Origin of the sequence: Roseomonas nitratireducens (genome assembly GCF_017813355.1) — a bacterium.
Lineage (GTDB): Bacteria > Pseudomonadota > Alphaproteobacteria > Acetobacterales > Acetobacteraceae > Neoroseomonas > Neoroseomonas nitratireducens.
In genome coordinates this window covers 1-15,364 of the sequence record NZ_JAGIYZ010000028.1, presented here as the reverse complement: position 1 = coordinate 15,364, position 15,364 = coordinate 1, and the positions used below count along the sequence as shown (strand labels likewise).

Annotated in this window: 13 protein-coding genes; 5 read left to right on the top strand and 8 right to left on the bottom strand. The window is 74.4% G+C overall.

Annotated features, from left to right (window positions below; translation table 11 throughout):
• Position 1: 1 nt before the first annotated feature.
• From J5Y09_RS20995 to J5Y09_RS20960, 8 genes are read right to left on the bottom strand one after another with little or no spacing between them, the layout of a single operon-like run.
• Positions 2-955, bottom strand: a complete 954-nt coding sequence (locus J5Y09_RS20995) for a UDP-glucuronic acid decarboxylase family protein (RefSeq protein WP_209353818.1) — start codon at positions 953-955, stop codon at positions 2-4.
• Positions 952-2,115 carry a glycosyltransferase family 4 protein gene (locus J5Y09_RS20990; protein ID WP_209353817.1) on the bottom strand — a complete coding sequence of 388 codons (1,164 nt, stop codon included), beginning with the start codon at positions 2,113-2,115 and terminating at the stop codon, positions 952-954. The genes J5Y09_RS20995 and J5Y09_RS20990 overlap by 4 nt, the downstream gene beginning before the upstream one ends.
• Complete coding sequence (locus J5Y09_RS20985; RefSeq protein WP_209353816.1) at positions 2,115-3,167, bottom strand: glycosyltransferase family 4 protein; 1,053 nt, start codon at positions 3,165-3,167, stop codon at positions 2,115-2,117. Before J5Y09_RS20985 ends, J5Y09_RS20990 begins: the two co-directional genes overlap by 1 nt.
• Entirely contained in the window at positions 3,167-4,129 is a 963-nt protein-coding gene (locus J5Y09_RS20980) for a glycosyltransferase family 2 protein (RefSeq protein WP_209353815.1), read from the bottom strand. The genes J5Y09_RS20985 and J5Y09_RS20980 overlap by 1 nt, the downstream gene beginning before the upstream one ends.
• Complete coding sequence (locus J5Y09_RS20975; RefSeq protein WP_209353814.1) at positions 4,126-5,163, bottom strand: glycosyltransferase family 2 protein; 1,038 nt, start codon at positions 5,161-5,163, stop codon at positions 4,126-4,128. Before J5Y09_RS20975 ends, J5Y09_RS20980 begins: the two co-directional genes overlap by 4 nt.
• Positions 5,160-6,629 carry an O-antigen ligase family protein gene (locus J5Y09_RS24830; protein WP_209353813.1) on the bottom strand — a complete coding sequence of 490 codons (1,470 nt, stop codon included), beginning with the start codon at positions 6,627-6,629 and terminating at the stop codon, positions 5,160-5,162. The genes J5Y09_RS20975 and J5Y09_RS24830 overlap by 4 nt, the downstream gene beginning before the upstream one ends.
• Positions 6,626-8,728 (bottom strand): hypothetical protein, encoded by a 2,103-nt coding sequence (locus tag J5Y09_RS20965; RefSeq protein WP_209353812.1) that lies wholly within the window; start codon positions 8,726-8,728, stop codon positions 6,626-6,628. Before J5Y09_RS20965 ends, J5Y09_RS24830 begins: the two co-directional genes overlap by 4 nt.
• 2 nt (positions 8,729-8,730) lie before the next feature.
• Positions 8,731-10,071, bottom strand: coding sequence for a lipopolysaccharide biosynthesis protein (locus J5Y09_RS20960; protein ID WP_209353811.1), 1,341 nt, complete (start codon positions 10,069-10,071; stop codon positions 8,731-8,733).
• 220 nt (positions 10,072-10,291) lie between these two features.
• On the opposite strand from J5Y09_RS20960, the gene J5Y09_RS20955 reads away from it, so the two are divergent.
• The 5 genes from J5Y09_RS20955 to J5Y09_RS20935 all read left to right on the top strand — a co-directional run.
• Positions 10,292-11,746, top strand: coding sequence for an exopolysaccharide biosynthesis polyprenyl glycosylphosphotransferase (locus tag J5Y09_RS20955; protein ID WP_209353810.1), 1,455 nt, complete (start codon positions 10,292-10,294; stop codon positions 11,744-11,746).
• A gap of 28 nt (positions 11,747-11,774) precedes the next feature.
• Positions 11,775-12,488 (top strand): sugar phosphate nucleotidyltransferase, encoded by a 714-nt coding sequence (locus J5Y09_RS20950; RefSeq protein ID WP_209353809.1) that lies wholly within the window; start codon positions 11,775-11,777, stop codon positions 12,486-12,488.
• A complete protein-coding gene (locus J5Y09_RS20945; protein WP_209353808.1) occupies positions 12,485-13,486 on the top strand; it encodes a GDP-mannose 4,6-dehydratase in 1,002 nt (333 codons plus the stop codon). Before J5Y09_RS20950 ends, J5Y09_RS20945 begins: the two co-directional genes overlap by 4 nt.
• The gene (locus tag J5Y09_RS20940; RefSeq protein ID WP_209353807.1) at positions 13,483-14,973 is read left to right on the top strand and encodes a Wzz/FepE/Etk N-terminal domain-containing protein; all 1,491 of its coding nucleotides are present in this window, start codon (positions 13,483-13,485) and stop codon (positions 14,971-14,973) included. Before J5Y09_RS20945 ends, J5Y09_RS20940 begins: the two co-directional genes overlap by 4 nt.
• Positions 14,974-14,976: 3 nt before the next feature.
• Positions 14,977-15,364 (top strand): hypothetical protein (locus J5Y09_RS20935; protein WP_209353806.1); only part of this gene is annotated, 388 nt, incomplete at its 3' end.

Here is a 15,364-nt window from a genome sequence, read left to right as displayed (position 1 = left end):
GCTAGCCGGCCTGGCGCAGCCGCTGGTCGAAATAGGCGACGGTGCGGCGCAGCCCGTCCTCGAGCGGCACCTTCGGTTCCCAGCCGAGCAGGCGCTTGGCGAGGCCGATGTCGGGGCAGCGGCGCACCGGATCGTCCTGTGGTAGAGGCCGCTTTTCCAGCAGCGAGGAATCGCCGCACAGGGCCAGCACGCGGTCGGCCAGTTCCCGCACCGTGATCTCGTGCGGGTTGCCAAGGTTGACCGGGCCCGTCACCTCGTCGTCGGTGGCCATCAGGCGCATCAGCCCGTCGACCAGGTCGTCGACGAAGCAGAAGGCGCGGGTCTGGGTGCCTTCGCCATAGATCGTCACCGGCTTGCCCGACAGCGCCTGGACGATGAAGTTCGACACCACGCGCCCGTCGTTCGGATGCATGCGCGGGCCGTAGGTGTTGAAGATCCGCGCCACCTTGATGCGGACATTGTGCTGGCGCCGGTAGTCGAAGAACAGCGTCTCGGCGCAGCGCTTGCCCTCGTCGTAGCAGGCGCGGGGCCCGAGCGGGTTGACCGAGCCGCGGTAATCCTCGGTCTGCGGATGCACCTCCGGGTCGCCATAGACCTCGCTGGTCGAGGCCTGCAGCACCTTGGCCTTCAGCCGCTTGGCGAGGCCGAGCATGTTCAGCGCGCCGGAGATGGACGTCTTGGTCGTCTGCACCGGGTCGAACTGGTAGTGCACCGGCGATGCCGGGCAGGCGAGGTTGTAGATCTCGTCCACCTCCACATAGAGCGGGAAGGTGACGTCGTGGCGCATCGCCTCGAACTGCGGGTGCGGCAGCAGGTGCGCGATGTTGTCCCGCGTGCCGGTGAAGTAGTTGTCGACGCAGAGCACCTGGTGGCCCTGCGCGAGCAGGCGTTCGCAAAGATGGGACCCGATGAAGCCGGCCCCGCCGGTCACCAGCACGCGCTTGCGCGAGATCATGCCCTGCGCCTCTCCCTGTCCTTCTCGACCATTCCCTCGACCGTCGCGTCGAGACCCGCGACGAAGGCATCCCATGTGAACAGCCGCGCCCGTTCCCGGCCGGCCGCACCTAGCCGTTCGCACAAAGCGGGGTTTCGCGCCAGTTCCACCATGCGGGCGGCGAAGGCGCCGGGGTCGTCGGCCTCGAGGAAGCCGGTCGCGCCATGCATCACAGATTCGCGTGGCCCGCCGCGGTCCACCGCCACGACCGGCCGGCTGGCGGCCATCGCCTCGATCGGCGTCAGGCCCCAATCCTCGTTGAAGGCGGTGAACAGCAGCGCGCCGCAGCCCTCGTACAGGTCCCGCATCTCCGAATCCGTGGCGCCGATGCGGAATTCCACATCGCCGATCTCCCGGCCGCGGGCCATCAGGGCCTCGGCATGGCTGCGGCTCTTGTCGTCCACCATGCCGGCCAGGACAAGCCGCCATCCGGGCAGGTGGGGCTTCGCCAGGGCGAAGGCCTCGAGCGCCAGCGACAGGTTCTTGGTCCACATGATGCGCCCGGCGACCAGGAAATAGCGTTCCGCGGGGCGTCCGGGGCCGATCCGCGCCGCATCGATGCCGGGATAGAGGATCCGGGCCCGCCCGGTGGGCCAGAGCCCGCCGGCCTCGATCCGGTCCCGCACGGTCCGGCTGATCGCGACCACCTCGGCATAGTTGCGCCAGCAGGCGCGGTCGATCGCGCGCCAGCCCGCTTCGGCGGCCAGCGCCAGCGGCCGCAGCGCCCCCGCGCGGTCGAGCAGCCGGGCGCGATAGGCCTCGTCATAGGCCGCGCGGAGCGGGGTGAAGCACAGCGCCATGACCGGCTTCGACCGGTTGCGCAGCGTCAGCAGGTCGCCCAGCCCGTCGCAGGAGACGACGAGCGTGTCGTAGGAAGCGGGGTCGATCCGCGTCGCCGCGATGCGCGCCGCCGCGCCCAGCACGGGCAGGTAGGCGCGCCGGACCGAGACGCGGCCATGCTCGACGATCCCCGCCGCGGCGAGCTCCGGATAGGTGCCGGCGGCGTCGTAGTGGCCGGTGTGCAGCGTCACCTGATGGCGGCTGCGGCGATGGATTTCGAGCAGCGTCCGCTCCAGCCCCGACTTCAGGTAGATCCAGGGATGGTAGATCGCGACGCGCATCAGGCGGCCTCCGCGCGAAGCAGGCGCGCATGCAGCGCGAGCAGCCGGTCGATATGCGCCTCCCAGGTGAAGCGCGCGGCCAGCCGACGGTTCTCGGCCCCCGCCGCTGCGCAGGCCGCCGGGTCGTCCCACAGCCGCGCGAGCCCCGCGATCATCCCCGCCTCGTCGCCCGGCGCGTGGCGATGCCCCGCGAAGTCCAGCGTGACGGCGGAGGAGACGATGGCGCAGCCCGAGGCCATGGCTTCCGCGACCGACAGCCCGAAGGTCTCGGCATGGGTGGGGGAGAGGAAGATCCGCGCCTCCCCCAGCGCCCGCCAGTAGCGGTCGTCGCCCTGCGCCTCCTCGAAGGCCAGGTTCGCCGGCGCGGCGGCGCGCAGCGCGGCGAGGTCCGCCCCCCAGCCCGCGGCGCGGAAGGGGATGCGCGGCAGGGCCCGCGCCGCGGCGAGCAGGTGGTGCACGCCCTTGCGACGGTCGAGCCGCCCGGCGAACAGCACAAAGGGCGCGCGCGCGGCGGCCGGGCGCAGCCGGTCCCAGGCGATGCCCGGCGGGATGACGTGGCTGCGCCCGGCCGGCGCCCCCAGCGCCACGCCCTGCGCGCGGGAGGCGTCCGAGAGGAAGATCGTGGCATCGTAGCGCGCGACGACGATGCGCCGTTCCATCGCGGCGAAGGCGCGGCCGATCAGCGGCCCCTTCATCGCCAGCCATTCGCGCCCGAACAGGCCGAGCATGGTGCAGGCGACCGGCCGCCGCGCGCGGCGCGCCGCGGCGAGCGCCGGCAGCGCGGCGTTGAAGTTGAAGGCCTGCACCGAATCGTGCCGCGCCGCGGCGGCGGCGATGCGCCCGATGCCGAGCGCCATGGCGTGGCGCGGCAGGCGCAACCGGATCGTCGGTACGCCGTCGAAGGCCGTCACGGCCGGGTCGCCGGTGGTCACGACCTCCACCGCGATCCCGCGCGCGATCAATCCCCGCGCGGTCGCGAGCACCACCGCTTCCCCGCCGCCGCGCACCTCCGGCGGGAAGCATTCATGCACCAGCAGGATGGAGCGCGGCATCACAGCACCGGCGACCGCGCACGCACGGATTCGCGCAGCAGCACCCAGGCGAGCACCGCCGCGCGCGGCAGGCCGAAGACCAGGCGCGCGAGAAGGTGGGCCGGGTTGCGCAGCCGCCCCCGGTCGGTGAAGCGCAGCACGACATAGGGCAGCGTGAAGGCCAGGAAGCCCGCATGCAGCGGCGCCAGCAGCAGGCCGAGCGCCAGCAGGTCGAAGGCCGCGGTCAGCCGCGTGAGGAAGACGCCGAGGAACAATTCGCGCCGCAGCGCCGGGAAGGCGCGCACCAGGGCGGGCCAGTGCCGCATGGTGCGCGGCGCCAGCAGCCATTCGCGGAAGGAGATGGCGAAGACCTCGTGATGCACCTCCGCCGCCGCGGCATGGCCGGTGCGGTGGCCGGCGAGCCGCACCGTCCAGCCGAGCGCGGTGTCCTCGCCGTAGAAGCGGTCGACGAAGGCGGCGGGGAAGCCGCCCACCGCGCGGAAGACGGCCGCGTCGTAGAAGATGTTGCAGGTCTCGAAGTATGGCGTCGGGCCGGTGACGCTGACCGTCTTCTCGAGCAGCCGCCGCGGCTGGCCGGGATGGGGCAGGGTGCGGCCCTGCACCAGCGCGAACCCCTCGGCGATCGCGGCGGCGCCGGCCGCGATCCAGCCCGGCGTCGCCTCGCAATCGTCGTCGATGAAGGCGAGGATGGCGCCGCGCGCGCGGTCCGCGCCGTATTGCCGCGACGGCCCCGGGCCGCGGAAGGCGGTGCGGTGGTAGGCGATGGGCACCTCGCTGGTCGCGGCGAGGCCGGCGACCACGGCATCCGTCCCGTCCTCGGTCACGTTGTGCACGACGATCACCTCGTACCGGTCGCGCGGCCAGTCCTGGGCGAGCAGCGAGAGCAGCAGGCGGCGCAGCAGCGCCGGGCGGCCATGCGTCGGCACGATCACGCTGACGAAGGGGGGCGCGGTCGCGCTCATGCCGCGCGGTCGTCCGCCGCGGCGCCGCGCGCGAGGCCCTCGACCGGGCGCCGCCGCAGCCCGGCCAGGCGCGTCGGCGGGAACCAGCCCGGCGCGACATGGCGGAAGGCTTCCTCATCCGGCAGGCGGCGCAGCGCCTGGGCCTTGCGGCGCGCGTCGAGCGTCTTCGGCAGGTGGCGCAGGTTCCAGGCGAGCCCCCGCCAGCGCGCGCCGCGCGGCGCGTGCAGCGAGGCATCGGCCAGCGCGTGCAGGATCGCCGCCGGCACCCACCAGGCGAGCCGCCGCGCGCCGAAGGCCTTCAGCCCCATGCGCAGCCGGTTCTTCACCGCGTGGAAGACGATGTCGGGATGGCTCGGCCCGACCGCGGCGCCGACATGGTGGAAGGCCGTCGCGTCCGGTACCACGCGGCAGCGGTGCCCGGCCAGCGCGAGGCGCAGCGCGAGGTCCGGTTCCTCATAGGCGTAGAAGAAATCGGCGTCGAAGCCCCCGGCCTCGACCAGCGGCCAGGGGCGGCAGAGCAGCGCCGATGCGTTGGCCCAGGCGACGTCGCGCGGCGCCTCCGCCGTCGCCACCGGCGCGCCTTCCTCAAGGTCCCAGGCGAGGCCGAGGCGCGAGATCGCGCCGCCATAGGCGTTCAGCACATCCGGCCGGTGCGCGAACAGCACGCGGCCGCCCACCATCGCCAGGAGCGGGTCGGCTTGCATCGCCGCGACCGTCGCGCGCGTCCAGCCGCGGTCGAGTTCGACATCGCTGTCCACGAAGGCGACGAAGCCATCCGTCGGCGCCGCGGCGAGGCCGAGGTTGCGCGCCGCCGCCGGCCCTTCCGGCGCCTTGCGCCGATACGCGATGCGCAGCGGCAGCCGCGCCGCGAGCGATGCCACGGCATCCCGCGTCCCGTCCGTCGAGCCGTTGTCGACGAGCAGGATCGAGGCTGCCCCGGCCGGCCAGTCCTGCGCCGCGATGGCGCCGAGCGTGCGCGGCAGGTCCGCCGCGCGGTTGAAGGCGGGCACGACGAACAGCACCGGCGCGCTCACGGCACCGCACCGTCGCGCGCGGTGGCGAGCAGCGCCGCGGCGATGGCAAGGCTGTACCAGGACGGATCCCACCAGAGCGAGAAGTCGACCGTCTGCTGCACCGCCTGCGCGCCGATGCCGAGCGTCAGGCCGAGGGCGATGCCGCGCGTGCCGCCCGAGCAGCGCCGCACCGCCGCCGCACCGCGCCAGAGGATGCCGCCGAGCAGCAGCAGGAAGCCGACCAGGCCGGGCAGCCCCGCCTCGGCGAGCATGAGGATGTAGAGGTTGTGCACCGGGGCCGCCGCGCGCACGCCGGCGCTCTCTGCCGTGGCCGTCACCGCGGCGAGTTCCAGCGCGATGCCCGCGGAAAGCTCCGCCATCCTGGCGCCCGATCCGGCCAGCCCGGCGCCGAGCAGCGGATGCCTGTCGAACACCTCGAGCGCGGCGCGGTTGTAGTCGGCGCGGAAGGTGACGGAGCGCGCGAAGTCGCCGCGGAACCGCTCGGCGATGTCGCCGGCGAAGGGCGTGAGCGCGGCCGCGAGCAGCAGCAGCGCCCAGATCGCCCCGCCCGCGGCGGCGCGCGCCGGCAGTGCGCGCAGCGCCAGCGCGCCGAGCGCCACCCCGCCGAGGGCGGCTAGCATCAGCAGGCCCGGGGCGCGCGACTTGGCCGCGAAGACGCCCGCCATGGCGGCGATGGTGATGACGAAGCCCGCCGCCCGCAGCGCCCGGCTGCGCGAGAACAGCGCGAGGCCGAAGGCGCCGGGTGCGAGCATCAGCAGCCAGGGCGCGAGGATGTTCGGATGCCCCATGGAGCCGCGCGCGCGGTTCTCGAAACCCTCCACCAGCGTCTCGGCCGCGCCGCCGAAGGTCGCGAGCAGGCTGTCCCCGGCGCGGAACGCAACCTGCAGCACGCCGAGCCCGGATTGCGCCAGTACCGTGATGCCGAAGGCGGCGGCGAGCGTGCGCCACAGCGCCGCGTCCATCCGCCTCGCCAGCAGCGCGAGGAGCAGGGCGAACTTCACGACGCGCATCGTCTCGGCCGCGGCGAGGTCCATCCGCTCGGCGGCCAGCGTCGAGACGAGGCAGGCGGCGAGCAGGGGCTGCACCGGCCAGGTGGGAAAGGGCGTCGCCGGCACCTCCGGCGCGCGCCCGAGCGCGCGCTCGGCGACGATGGCCAGCAGCAGCGCGAGCAGCAGCGGGTCGGCCGGGATCCAGAACAGGCCCTCGCCGACGGGCGTGCCCGTCAGCGCCGCGAAGGGGCGGAAGTAGTGCCGGTTGTAGGTCAGCGCGAGCACCGCGAAGCCGGCGAGGACCTCGACCGGCCGGCGCGTGAGCAGCATCAGCGCGGCGACGGCGACGAGGCCCATCGACGCGGCGAGCCCCTTCGCGCCGAGCCCCGGCAGCGCCAGGGCGAGCGCGGCGGCGACGAGCCCGCCGCCGAGCGCCAGCGCCGCCGGGAGGAGGCGTGGCAGGCCGGGCGCGCTCACGGCCGACCGAGGCCCTCGAAGCGGAGCAGCGTGATGGCGTGCGGCGGCACCCGCACCACCGTCTCCGCGCCGCTGCGGCCGAGCTCGCGCCGCTCCAGCCGGATCTCGCCTTCCCCGCCCAGGTGGAAGCGGCCGCGCGGGCCGGCGCGCGCCTGTTCCGCCCAGCGCAGGCCGGGGATGCGCAGCAATTCCGTGCCCACATGCGCGTCGGGTGCCTCGGCCGAAAGCGTCTCGGCGGTGACGGACGCGGCGCCGGTCGCGCCGGCGAGCGCGATGCGCGCCTCGATCGCCGCGCCGGGGTGCTTGTTGACCAGCAGCAGCGTCAGCACGCGCCCATCGGCCGCGCGGGTGGCGAGCGCATCGAGATAGGGCACGTCGCGCGTCGCCGCGACGAAGCCGAGGTCGCGCGTGGCATAGGTCGCGACCTCCACCTCGGTCGCGAGCAGCCCGGCCTCCATGCCGCGGGAGACCATGCGGAACGCCTCGGCATTCGCGTTCGCGACCCAGCGCCCGCCGCGACGGCCGATCCAGCCCATGAACATGGGTTCGTTCAGCTTGAAGAAGTTCGCGACCTCGAGCGCCGGTTCCTCGGCGAAGGCGGCGAGGATCGAGGCGACGTAGATCGCCGAGCCCATGGTCTTGGCGTGGTCGATCCAGGGCGAGGCCGGGTCGATGGCGAACAGCGGCCCCCATTCGGTCACCGCGAGCGCGATGCGCCCGGCGCGGGCCGGCGCGAAGCGTGCGATCTCGGCGCGCGTGTCGGCCAGGTTGCGCGCGACCTGCCGGGGGAAGGCCCACATCGCGGCATAGACGGCGAGCGGGTCCGCCTCGCGCCCGTCGGCCACCAGCGGCGCATAGGCGTTGTGCACGGCGAGCGCGTCGATCTCGCCCCCCGCGCGGCGCAGCACCACTTCGTTCCAGCGATCGAAGGCGTTGAAGCGGTAGCGGCCGAAATTGCGCAGCCCGATCGCCATGATGCGGATTTGCGGATCGACGGCGCGCATGGCGCGGGCGAATTCCACCACCCGGTCGGCGTAGCGCTCGGGCGTGGTGTGGCCGCCCGAGGCGTCGCCGTCGATGTAGAGCTCGTTGCCGATCTCCCACCATTCGACGCGCCCGTCGCGCGGCGACCGGCCGCCCTCGCCGTTCACGTAGCGCACCCAGTCGGCCGCCATGCGCGCCGTGCCGTTGCCGGCATTGACGGTGACGAGCAGCCCCGCGCCGATCTGCCGCGCGAAGCCGAGCGCCTCGTCCGTGCCGAAGCCGTGGCGGTATGTTTCGGTCGCGCCGGGATGCGTCGGCGTGGTGGCGCGGGCCGATTGCGGGCCGATGCCGTGGCGCCAGTCATAGGCATCCGACCAGACGCCGCCGGGGAAGCGCACGAGGGAGATGCCGAGCCCGCGCGCGATCGCGGTGATCTCGGGCTGCAGGCGTCCCGCCTCGGCCTCCCACAGCCCGTTGGCGTCGCGGATGACCTCGATGTTGGTGCCGAAGATGCCGCGCGGGATCTGGCGGCGGACGGTGTCGGTCGCCACGCGCACGCGGGCGGGCAGTACGGCGGGCGCGGGTGCCGCGGGTGGCGCCGCGGCGGGTGCGGCGGCGGCGGCCAGCGACACGCTGGCGAAGCGCGCCGCGCCGCGCGTGCCCTCCACCGCGACGAAGACAATCGCGCCTTCGATCGCGCGCCCGTCGGGGACGGACAGCGCCTCGGCCCGGCGGGACGGCGCGCCATCCCCGCGCAGCGTGACGAACAGCGGTTCGGCGCCGCGGCGCAACACCGCGAGGCCCACGACGGCGGTCGCGCCGCCCTCGGCGCCCAGCGTCGCCTCCAGCGTCAGGCGCCGCCCGCGCACCGCTTCGGCCGGCAGCAGCTGCCCGATGGCGTAGGGCTGCGGCCCCGGCGTGTTGCGGCCATTGGGCGAAAGCTCGAGCACGCCGCCGGGCAGGATCCGCAGGCTGCCCTTGCCCGCCACCGCGCCGTCCAGCGACCAGCCCGCGGGCGGCGTGCCGCCGGCCGAGAAATCCCCGTTCGCGACCAGCGCGCGCGCGGGCCCCGCCAGCGCCAGCGCGGTCAGCAGGACGAGCGCGGCGATGCGCATGGTCAGCTCCTGTGCAGCGACGGGCCGAGGTAGCGGCGGCGCGTCCAGGCCCGTGCCGCGCCGCGCAGGCTCGGATCGACGCCGAGCAGCCGGCTCGCCGCGAGGGCGAGCGCCGCCGCGTGGCACAGGCCGGTCGCCGCCGTCGCCAGCGCCGCGCCCGTCGGCCCGAAGGATGGGACGAGGAGGAGCAGCAGCGCCGTGTCGAGGATCACCGCGCCGATCGAGATCGAAACGATCTCGCGGTTGCGGCCGGTGACGGCGAGCAGGCCGCCCGCCGCGCCCGCGGCGGCGATGGCGCCCTGCGCCGCGAGCAGGATCATCAGCGGCGTCGTCGCCGCGTCGAAGCCGGCGCCGAAGGCCGGCAGCAGGAAGGGCCAGGCGGCGGCGAGCGCGACGACCGAGGCCATCGCCATGCCCGTGGCCAGCAGCGCGGCGCGCCCCGCGCTCGCCTGCAGCGCCACGCGGTCGCCCGCCGCGGCGTGGCGCGCGAGTTCGGGCCCGACGAGCGAGGCGACCGCCGCGCTCGCCAGCGCGACGGTGAGCGCGAGGCGGGAGGCGACGCTGTAGGGGCCCGCCTCCTCGGGGCCGAGCAGGATGCCGAGCATGATGATGTCCAGCCGCTCGATCAGCGCCGTCACGATCATGCCCAGGACCAGCGTCGTGCCCGACTGCAGCCAGCGTGCGCGCTCGCTTGCGTCCGGCACGATGCCGGGCGCGCGCGGCAGGCGGCGGCGCGCGGCGAGCGCGGCCGCCGCGCCGGTCGCGAGCGCGGCCGCGGCCATGAGCCAGAGCGCGTGGTGCGGCCGGAGTTCGACGAAGGCCGCGGCGAGGAGCGCGAGCAGCATCACCAGCAGCGGTCGCGCGAAGTTGATCGTGGCGTCGGCGCGCAGCGGCTGCCCGCTCGCCTGGAGCAGTCCGGCCGACAGCGCGCCCCAGGCCAGCAGCGGCACGAGCGCCGCGGCCGCCAGGGCGGCGTGCACGTCCGCGCGCAGCGGCGGCAGCAGCAGGAACCACGCGGCGAGCGCGAGGGCGAGGCCGCCGGCGGCAAGCAGGCAGAACTGCCGTGCCGCACGCAGGAAGCCGGCCAGCCGCGCATCCTGCCCTTCCGCCAGGTAGACCGGCACGAAGCGGATCGCGGCGACCGGCATGCCGAGCCCGCCCGCGATCGCCATCACCGTGGCCGCGGCAAGGAAGCCGGCGAAGACGCCGAGCCCCTCGGCGCCGAGCAGGCGCGCGAGCACGATCTGCAGCGCGAAGCCCGCGACCACCGCCCCGCCCTTCAGGCCGAGCGCGAGGACCGATCGCGTGGCCGACAGCCCGCCGGCACGGTTCGAGGCGTCCAAACCCTGTTCCCCAGATCACACGCCGCGCCATCCAGGGCGCCAAGGCATCGTTTCGATATTGAAGCGTAACGTTACGCGAGAATAAAGTCCGGACTGTGCGGGGGCGCCACAGACGGGCCCGCCATCCGGTCCGACCGGCGGCGGCCGAGGGGAGTGACGCGGTGGACATCACGATGGCATCGGCCGCCCGGCGCCTCGACCGGTCCCAGGGGCGCGCGACATGACGCGGGCTTCCACCCTTGCGGAGGGCGAGGTCCGGCGACGTCGTGGCCGCCCGACCCTGGCGCGGCCGGCGCGCGGGCGGCTCGCGCTCGTCGCGGGGCTGCTGCCCTGCGCCGATGCCGCGGTGCTGGCGCTCGCGGGCGCGCTCGCCACGGCCGCGGCCGACGATGCCGGGGCGCAGGACCATGCCCGGCATCTCGCGGCCACGGTCGTGGGGATCGCGGCCTATGTCGCGGCCGGCACGATCGCCGGGCAGTACCGCTCCGAGGGCCTGGACCGGCGCGCGGGCGTGCTGCGGCATGTCGCCGGGGCCTTCGCGCTGGCGCTGCTGGTGACGCTGGCCGTCGCATTCCTGTGGGATGGCGGGATCGCGCTGTCGCGCGGCTGGCTGCTGGGCTGGGCCGGGCTCGGCATGGCCGGCCTTGCGCTGGCCCGTACGGCGCTGGCGCTGCGCCTCGCTGCCTGGCGGGCGACGGGCAGGCTGGCCGAGCGCGTCGCCGTGGTCGGCACGGGGCCGCAGGCCGAACGGCTGGCGGCGGCCCTCTCGGCGCCGGATCGCGCGGGGGAGGTGCTGCTCGTCGGACGCTTCGGCGCCCATCGCGGCGCGGATCTGGACGGGGACATCGACGACCTGCTGCGCGCCGCGCCGGATCTCGCGCTGGACGCGGTGTTCGTCGCGCTGCCCTGGTCGATGCCGGACCAGGTGGCGGAAGCCTGCCTGCGGCTGCGCGACCTGCCGGTCGATGTCCGCCTCGCCCCGGACCTCGCCGCCTGGGAGTTGCCCGCGGGCGCGGCGCGCATCGTCGCGGGGCGCCCGGCGGTGGAGGTCTGGGGCCGGCCGCTGCGCGACTGGCGCGGCATCGCCAAGCGCGCGGAGGATCTGCTCATCGGCTCCGCGCTGGTGGTGCTCTTCGCGCCGGTGATGCTGGCGGCGGCGATCGCCGTGCGGCTCGACAGCCCGGGGCCGGTGCTGCTGCGCCAGCGCCGCTTCGGCTTCGCGAACGAGCCGATCCTCGTGCTGAAGTTCCGCACCATGCACCAGGCGCTGGGCGACCCGACGGGCGCGCGCGCGACCGTGCCCGGCGATCCGCGCGTGACGCGCGTCGGGCGCTTCCTCCGCCGCACCAGCCTCGACGAGCTGCCGCAGCTGTTCAACGTGCTGGCGGGCGGGATGTCGCTGGTCGGCCCGCGCGCCCATCCGGTCGAGATGCGCGTCGAGGGCCGCCCCTATGGCGAGGCGGTGCGCCACTACGCGGCGCGGCACCGCATGAAGCCCGGCATCACCGGCCTCGCGCAGGTGAATGGCTGCCGCGGCCTGGTCGATACGCTCGAGAAGGCGCAGCGCCGGCTCGACTACGACCTTCTCTATGTCGAGACCTGGTCGCTCTCCCTCGATCTGCGGATCCTGGCCGCGACCGTCACGCGCGGCTTCACCAGCGATGCCGCCTTCTGATCACCCCCCAGCCCAGGAAGCCAAGCGCATGAAGGTCGTGATCCTTGCCGGCGGGTCGGGCACCCGCGCCTATCCCTACACGGAATACCTGCCCAAGCCGATGATGCCGGTCGGCGGCAAGCCGATCCTGCTGCGCGTGATGGAGATCTACGCGCGCCAGGGCATCACCGACTTCGTCCTGTCCGTCGGCTACCGGAAGGAGGTGATCCTCGACTATTTCGAGGGCCGCTCCTTCGGCTGGAAGGTCGAGATCGTCGACACGGGTGCCGCGACCGACACGGGCGGGCGCGTGGCGGGCTGCCGCCACCTGCTGGGCGGCGGGACCTTCATGGCGACCTACGCGGACGGGCTGTCGGACGTCCCGCTCGCCGACCTGCTCGCCTTCCATCGCCGCGCGGGCAAGCTCGCCACCATCACCTCGGTGCCGCTGCGGTCCCAGTACGGCACGATCGAGGCCGATGCCGGCGGCACGATCCACGACTTCCGGGAGAAGCCGGTGCTGCGCGAGCACTGGATCAACGCCGGCTTCTTCGTGATCGAGCCCGCCATCTTCGACCATTGGCGCGGCGAGAACCTGGAACGCGACGTCTTCCCCGGCCTGCTCGCCGGCCGGCACCTCGCGACCTATCGCCATGACGGCTTCTTCAAGTCGATGGACACCTACAAGGACCAGCAGGAAATCGAGGCGATGTTCGCCGAGGGCAGCATGCCCTGGCTCGGCCGGACGGCCGCGGCGGCATGAGCGCGCGCAACCGCTTCTGGGCCGACAAGCGCGTCCTCGTCACCGGCTCCTCGGGCTTCCTAGGCTCCTGGACCGTGAAGGAGCTGAACCGGCGGGGGGCGACCACCATCGGCTATGTGCGCGACCGCGGCCGCCACCTGACGCGCCGCGACGATGCGGAGACCGAGCCGCACTTCACCGTGCTCGGCGCGCTCGAGGACTACGAGACGCTGCTGCGCGCGATCAACGAGCACGAGGCGGACACGGTGCTGCACCTGGGCGCGCAGCCCATCGTCGGCATCGCCAACCGCAACCCGCGGTCGACCTTCGAGGCGAACATCAGGGGCAGCTGGAACCTGCTCGACGCCTGCCGGGAGTTGCGCGGGCAGGTGAAGCGGATCGTCGTCGCATCGTCCGACAAGGCGTACGGCACCGCGCCCGTGCTGCCCTATGACGAGACCATGCCGCTGAACGGCCGGCATCCCTACGACGCGTCGAAATCCTGCACCGACATCATCGCCCAGACCTACCACCACAGCTATGGCCTGCCGGTCTGCATCACGCGGGCGGGGAACTTCTTCGGCGGGCGGGACCTCAACTTCAACCGCATCGTCCCCGGCGTCGCGCGCTGGGCTATCCGGGGCGAACGTCCGGTGCTGCGCTCCGACGGGTCGATGATCCGCGACTACATCTATGTGCGCGACGTGGTGCTCGCCTATCTCGCGCTGGCTGAGGCGATGGAGGACCCCGCTTTGCACGGGGAGGCCTTCAACTTCTCGACCGAGCAGCCGCTCTCGGTGCTCGACCTCACGCGCCGCATCCTCGCCGCGGCCGGGCGGCCGGAGATCGAGCCGATCGTGCTCGGCCAGGCGAGCAACGAGATCCCCGAGCAGCATCTCTCGGCCGCCAAGGCGCGGGCGCGGCTCGGCTGGGCGCCGGCCTTCTCGCTGGACGCGGCGCTTGCCGAGACCATCGCCTGGTACCGGGACTGGCTCGCCGTGGAGGACGCGGCCGCATGAGTTCCGCGCCGGGCAGCCTGCTGCCCGAGATATCGCTCCGCGACCTCGCCGCGCCGCTCCTGCGCCGCCTGTGGACGGTCGTGGCCATCGTGCTGGCCGCGATCCTGATGGCGGGCGTGCATGTCTTCCTGATCCGCGGCGATGCCTGGATGGCGGAGGCGAAGATCCTGGTGCGCCTCGGCCAGGAACAGGCGCCGCTGCCGACCATGCTCGCGGACCGCCAAGCCTTCGTCTCGACCACGCCGGGGCATGTGAACAGCGAGATGGAGCTGATCCGCTCCCGCGACCTGATCGCGCTGGCGGTGGACCGCATCGATCTCGCGCCTGCCGCTCCGCCGCCGGCCGAGGGCCTGGTGGCGCGCGTGAAGCAGGCCGTGCGCGGCGCGGTGCGCGCCGTGCGGGAAGGGGTGTCCGAGGCCCTTATCGCGCTCGGCCTGTCCACGCGGCTGACGCCGCGCGAGGCGGCGATCGAGTCGCTGTCCGGCGCGCTGATCCTCGACAGCCAGCCCAACACCAATGTCGTCACCGCGCGCCTGGTCTGGGGCGCGCGGGAGGTGCCGGAAGCGGCGCTGCGCCTGATCCTCGACCTGTACTTCGAGACGCGCGCGGCGATGTTCCAGGGCCGCCAGGCGGTGGAGTTCTTCACCGAGCGGCGGCGTGAAACGGGCGCGCGCCTCGCCGCGGCCGAGGCCGCGCTCGCCGCCTTCGAGCGCGCCCAGGCGATCACCGTGCCGGAGGAACAGCGCGCCGCGCTCCAGCGCCGCCTCGCCGAGGCCGAGACCGGCCTGGACGCGGCGCGGCTCGACCTCGAACTCGCTGCCATCGCGCTGCGCCAGCTCGAGGCGACGGAGGCCGGCGCGGACGAGACGCGCTCGGGCGTCGCGCTCGCGGGCAATCCGCTGCAGCAGGCGATCGCGTCGGAACTCGCGAGCCTCGGCGCCCGCAGCGCCGGGTCGCAGACCACCCTCGCGGCGCAGGATGCGGCGGTGCGCCGCCAGCGTGCCGAGATCGCCGCGCTGTCGCGCCAGCTGGCCGAGCAGGTGCGCGCGACGCATGACCAGCGCCGCCGCATCCTGGCGGCGCGGGAGACGCTGCGGGACGCGATCGCGGCGGACCTCGCCGCGCTGCAGGCCGCGCTGCCCGACTGGCAGGCGCTGCGGCGGGAGGTCGATTCCGCCCGCCGCGCCTTCGAGTTCAACGACGGCAAGCTGAACGACGCGCTGTCCGTCGCGGCGCTGGAGGAAGCGCGCATCGGCAACGTGCAACTCGTCCAGCGCCCGGCGCTGCGCGCGACGCCAGTCGGCCTGCGCAAGTCGGTGGCGCTCGCGCTCGCCGGCGTACTCGGCGGGATCCTGGCGCTGGCCTGGGTAGCCGTTGCCGCCTTCTTCGACCGCCGGCTGCATGAGGCGGCGGAGGTGGAGCGGCATCTCGACCTGCCCGTGCTGGCGGTGGTGCCGCGCCTGCGCGCGCCCCTGCCGGCGGCCTGAACCATGGCGGGGACCGGACCTTTCGCCGCCGCGGCGGCGACGCTGGCGCGCGGCACGGAACCGGGGCGCCGACGCGCCGTCGCGCTGACCGCCGCCACCTCCGGGGAGGGGGTGACGGTGGCGACGGCGGCGATCGCGCGCGACCTCGCCGATGGCTTCGGGCTCGACGTGCTGGCGGTGTCGCTCGCGCGCGGCCTCGGCGCGCGCTTCGCGGCCACGGTGCCGCGGCTGGCCGAGGCGGATGCCGGCGCCGCGCCGCCCGGCCTCGCGCTGCTCGAAGTCGATGCCGCCGCCCTGCCGCCCGCCGCGCTGCGTGCGCGGCTCGCCGCCATCATCGGCGCGGCGCGCGGCATGGTGCTGGTCGACGCGCCGGCGCTCGATGCCGGGCTTG

Bases quoted from the DNA above. Each gene is read 5' to 3' on its own strand.
- J5Y09_RS20940 (WP_209353807.1), top strand. From the start codon at position 13,483: ATGAGTTCCGCGCCGGGCAGCCTGCTGCCCGAGATATCGCTCCGCGAC.
- J5Y09_RS20980 (WP_209353815.1), bottom strand. From the start codon at position 4,129: ATGAGCGCGACCGCGCCCCCCTTCGTCAGCGTGATCGTGCCGACGCAT.
- J5Y09_RS20945 (WP_209353808.1), top strand. From the start codon at position 12,485: ATGAGCGCGCGCAACCGCTTCTGGGCCGACAAGCGCGTCCTCGTCACC.
- J5Y09_RS20950 (WP_209353809.1), top strand. From the start codon at position 11,775: ATGAAGGTCGTGATCCTTGCCGGCGGGTCGGGCACCCGCGCCTATCCC.
- J5Y09_RS20965 (WP_209353812.1), bottom strand. From the start codon at position 8,728: ATGCGCATCGCCGCGCTCGTCCTGCTGACCGCGCTGGCGCTGGCGGGG.
- J5Y09_RS20990 (WP_209353817.1), bottom strand. From the start codon at position 2,115: ATGCGCGTCGCGATCTACCATCCCTGGATCTACCTGAAGTCGGGGCTG.
- J5Y09_RS20995 (WP_209353818.1), bottom strand. From the start codon at position 955: ATGATCTCGCGCAAGCGCGTGCTGGTGACCGGCGGGGCCGGCTTCATC.
- J5Y09_RS20985 (WP_209353816.1), bottom strand. From the start codon at position 3,167: ATGCCGCGCTCCATCCTGCTGGTGCATGAATGCTTCCCGCCGGAGGTG.
- J5Y09_RS20955 (WP_209353810.1), top strand. From the start codon at position 10,292: ATGACGCGGGCTTCCACCCTTGCGGAGGGCGAGGTCCGGCGACGTCGT.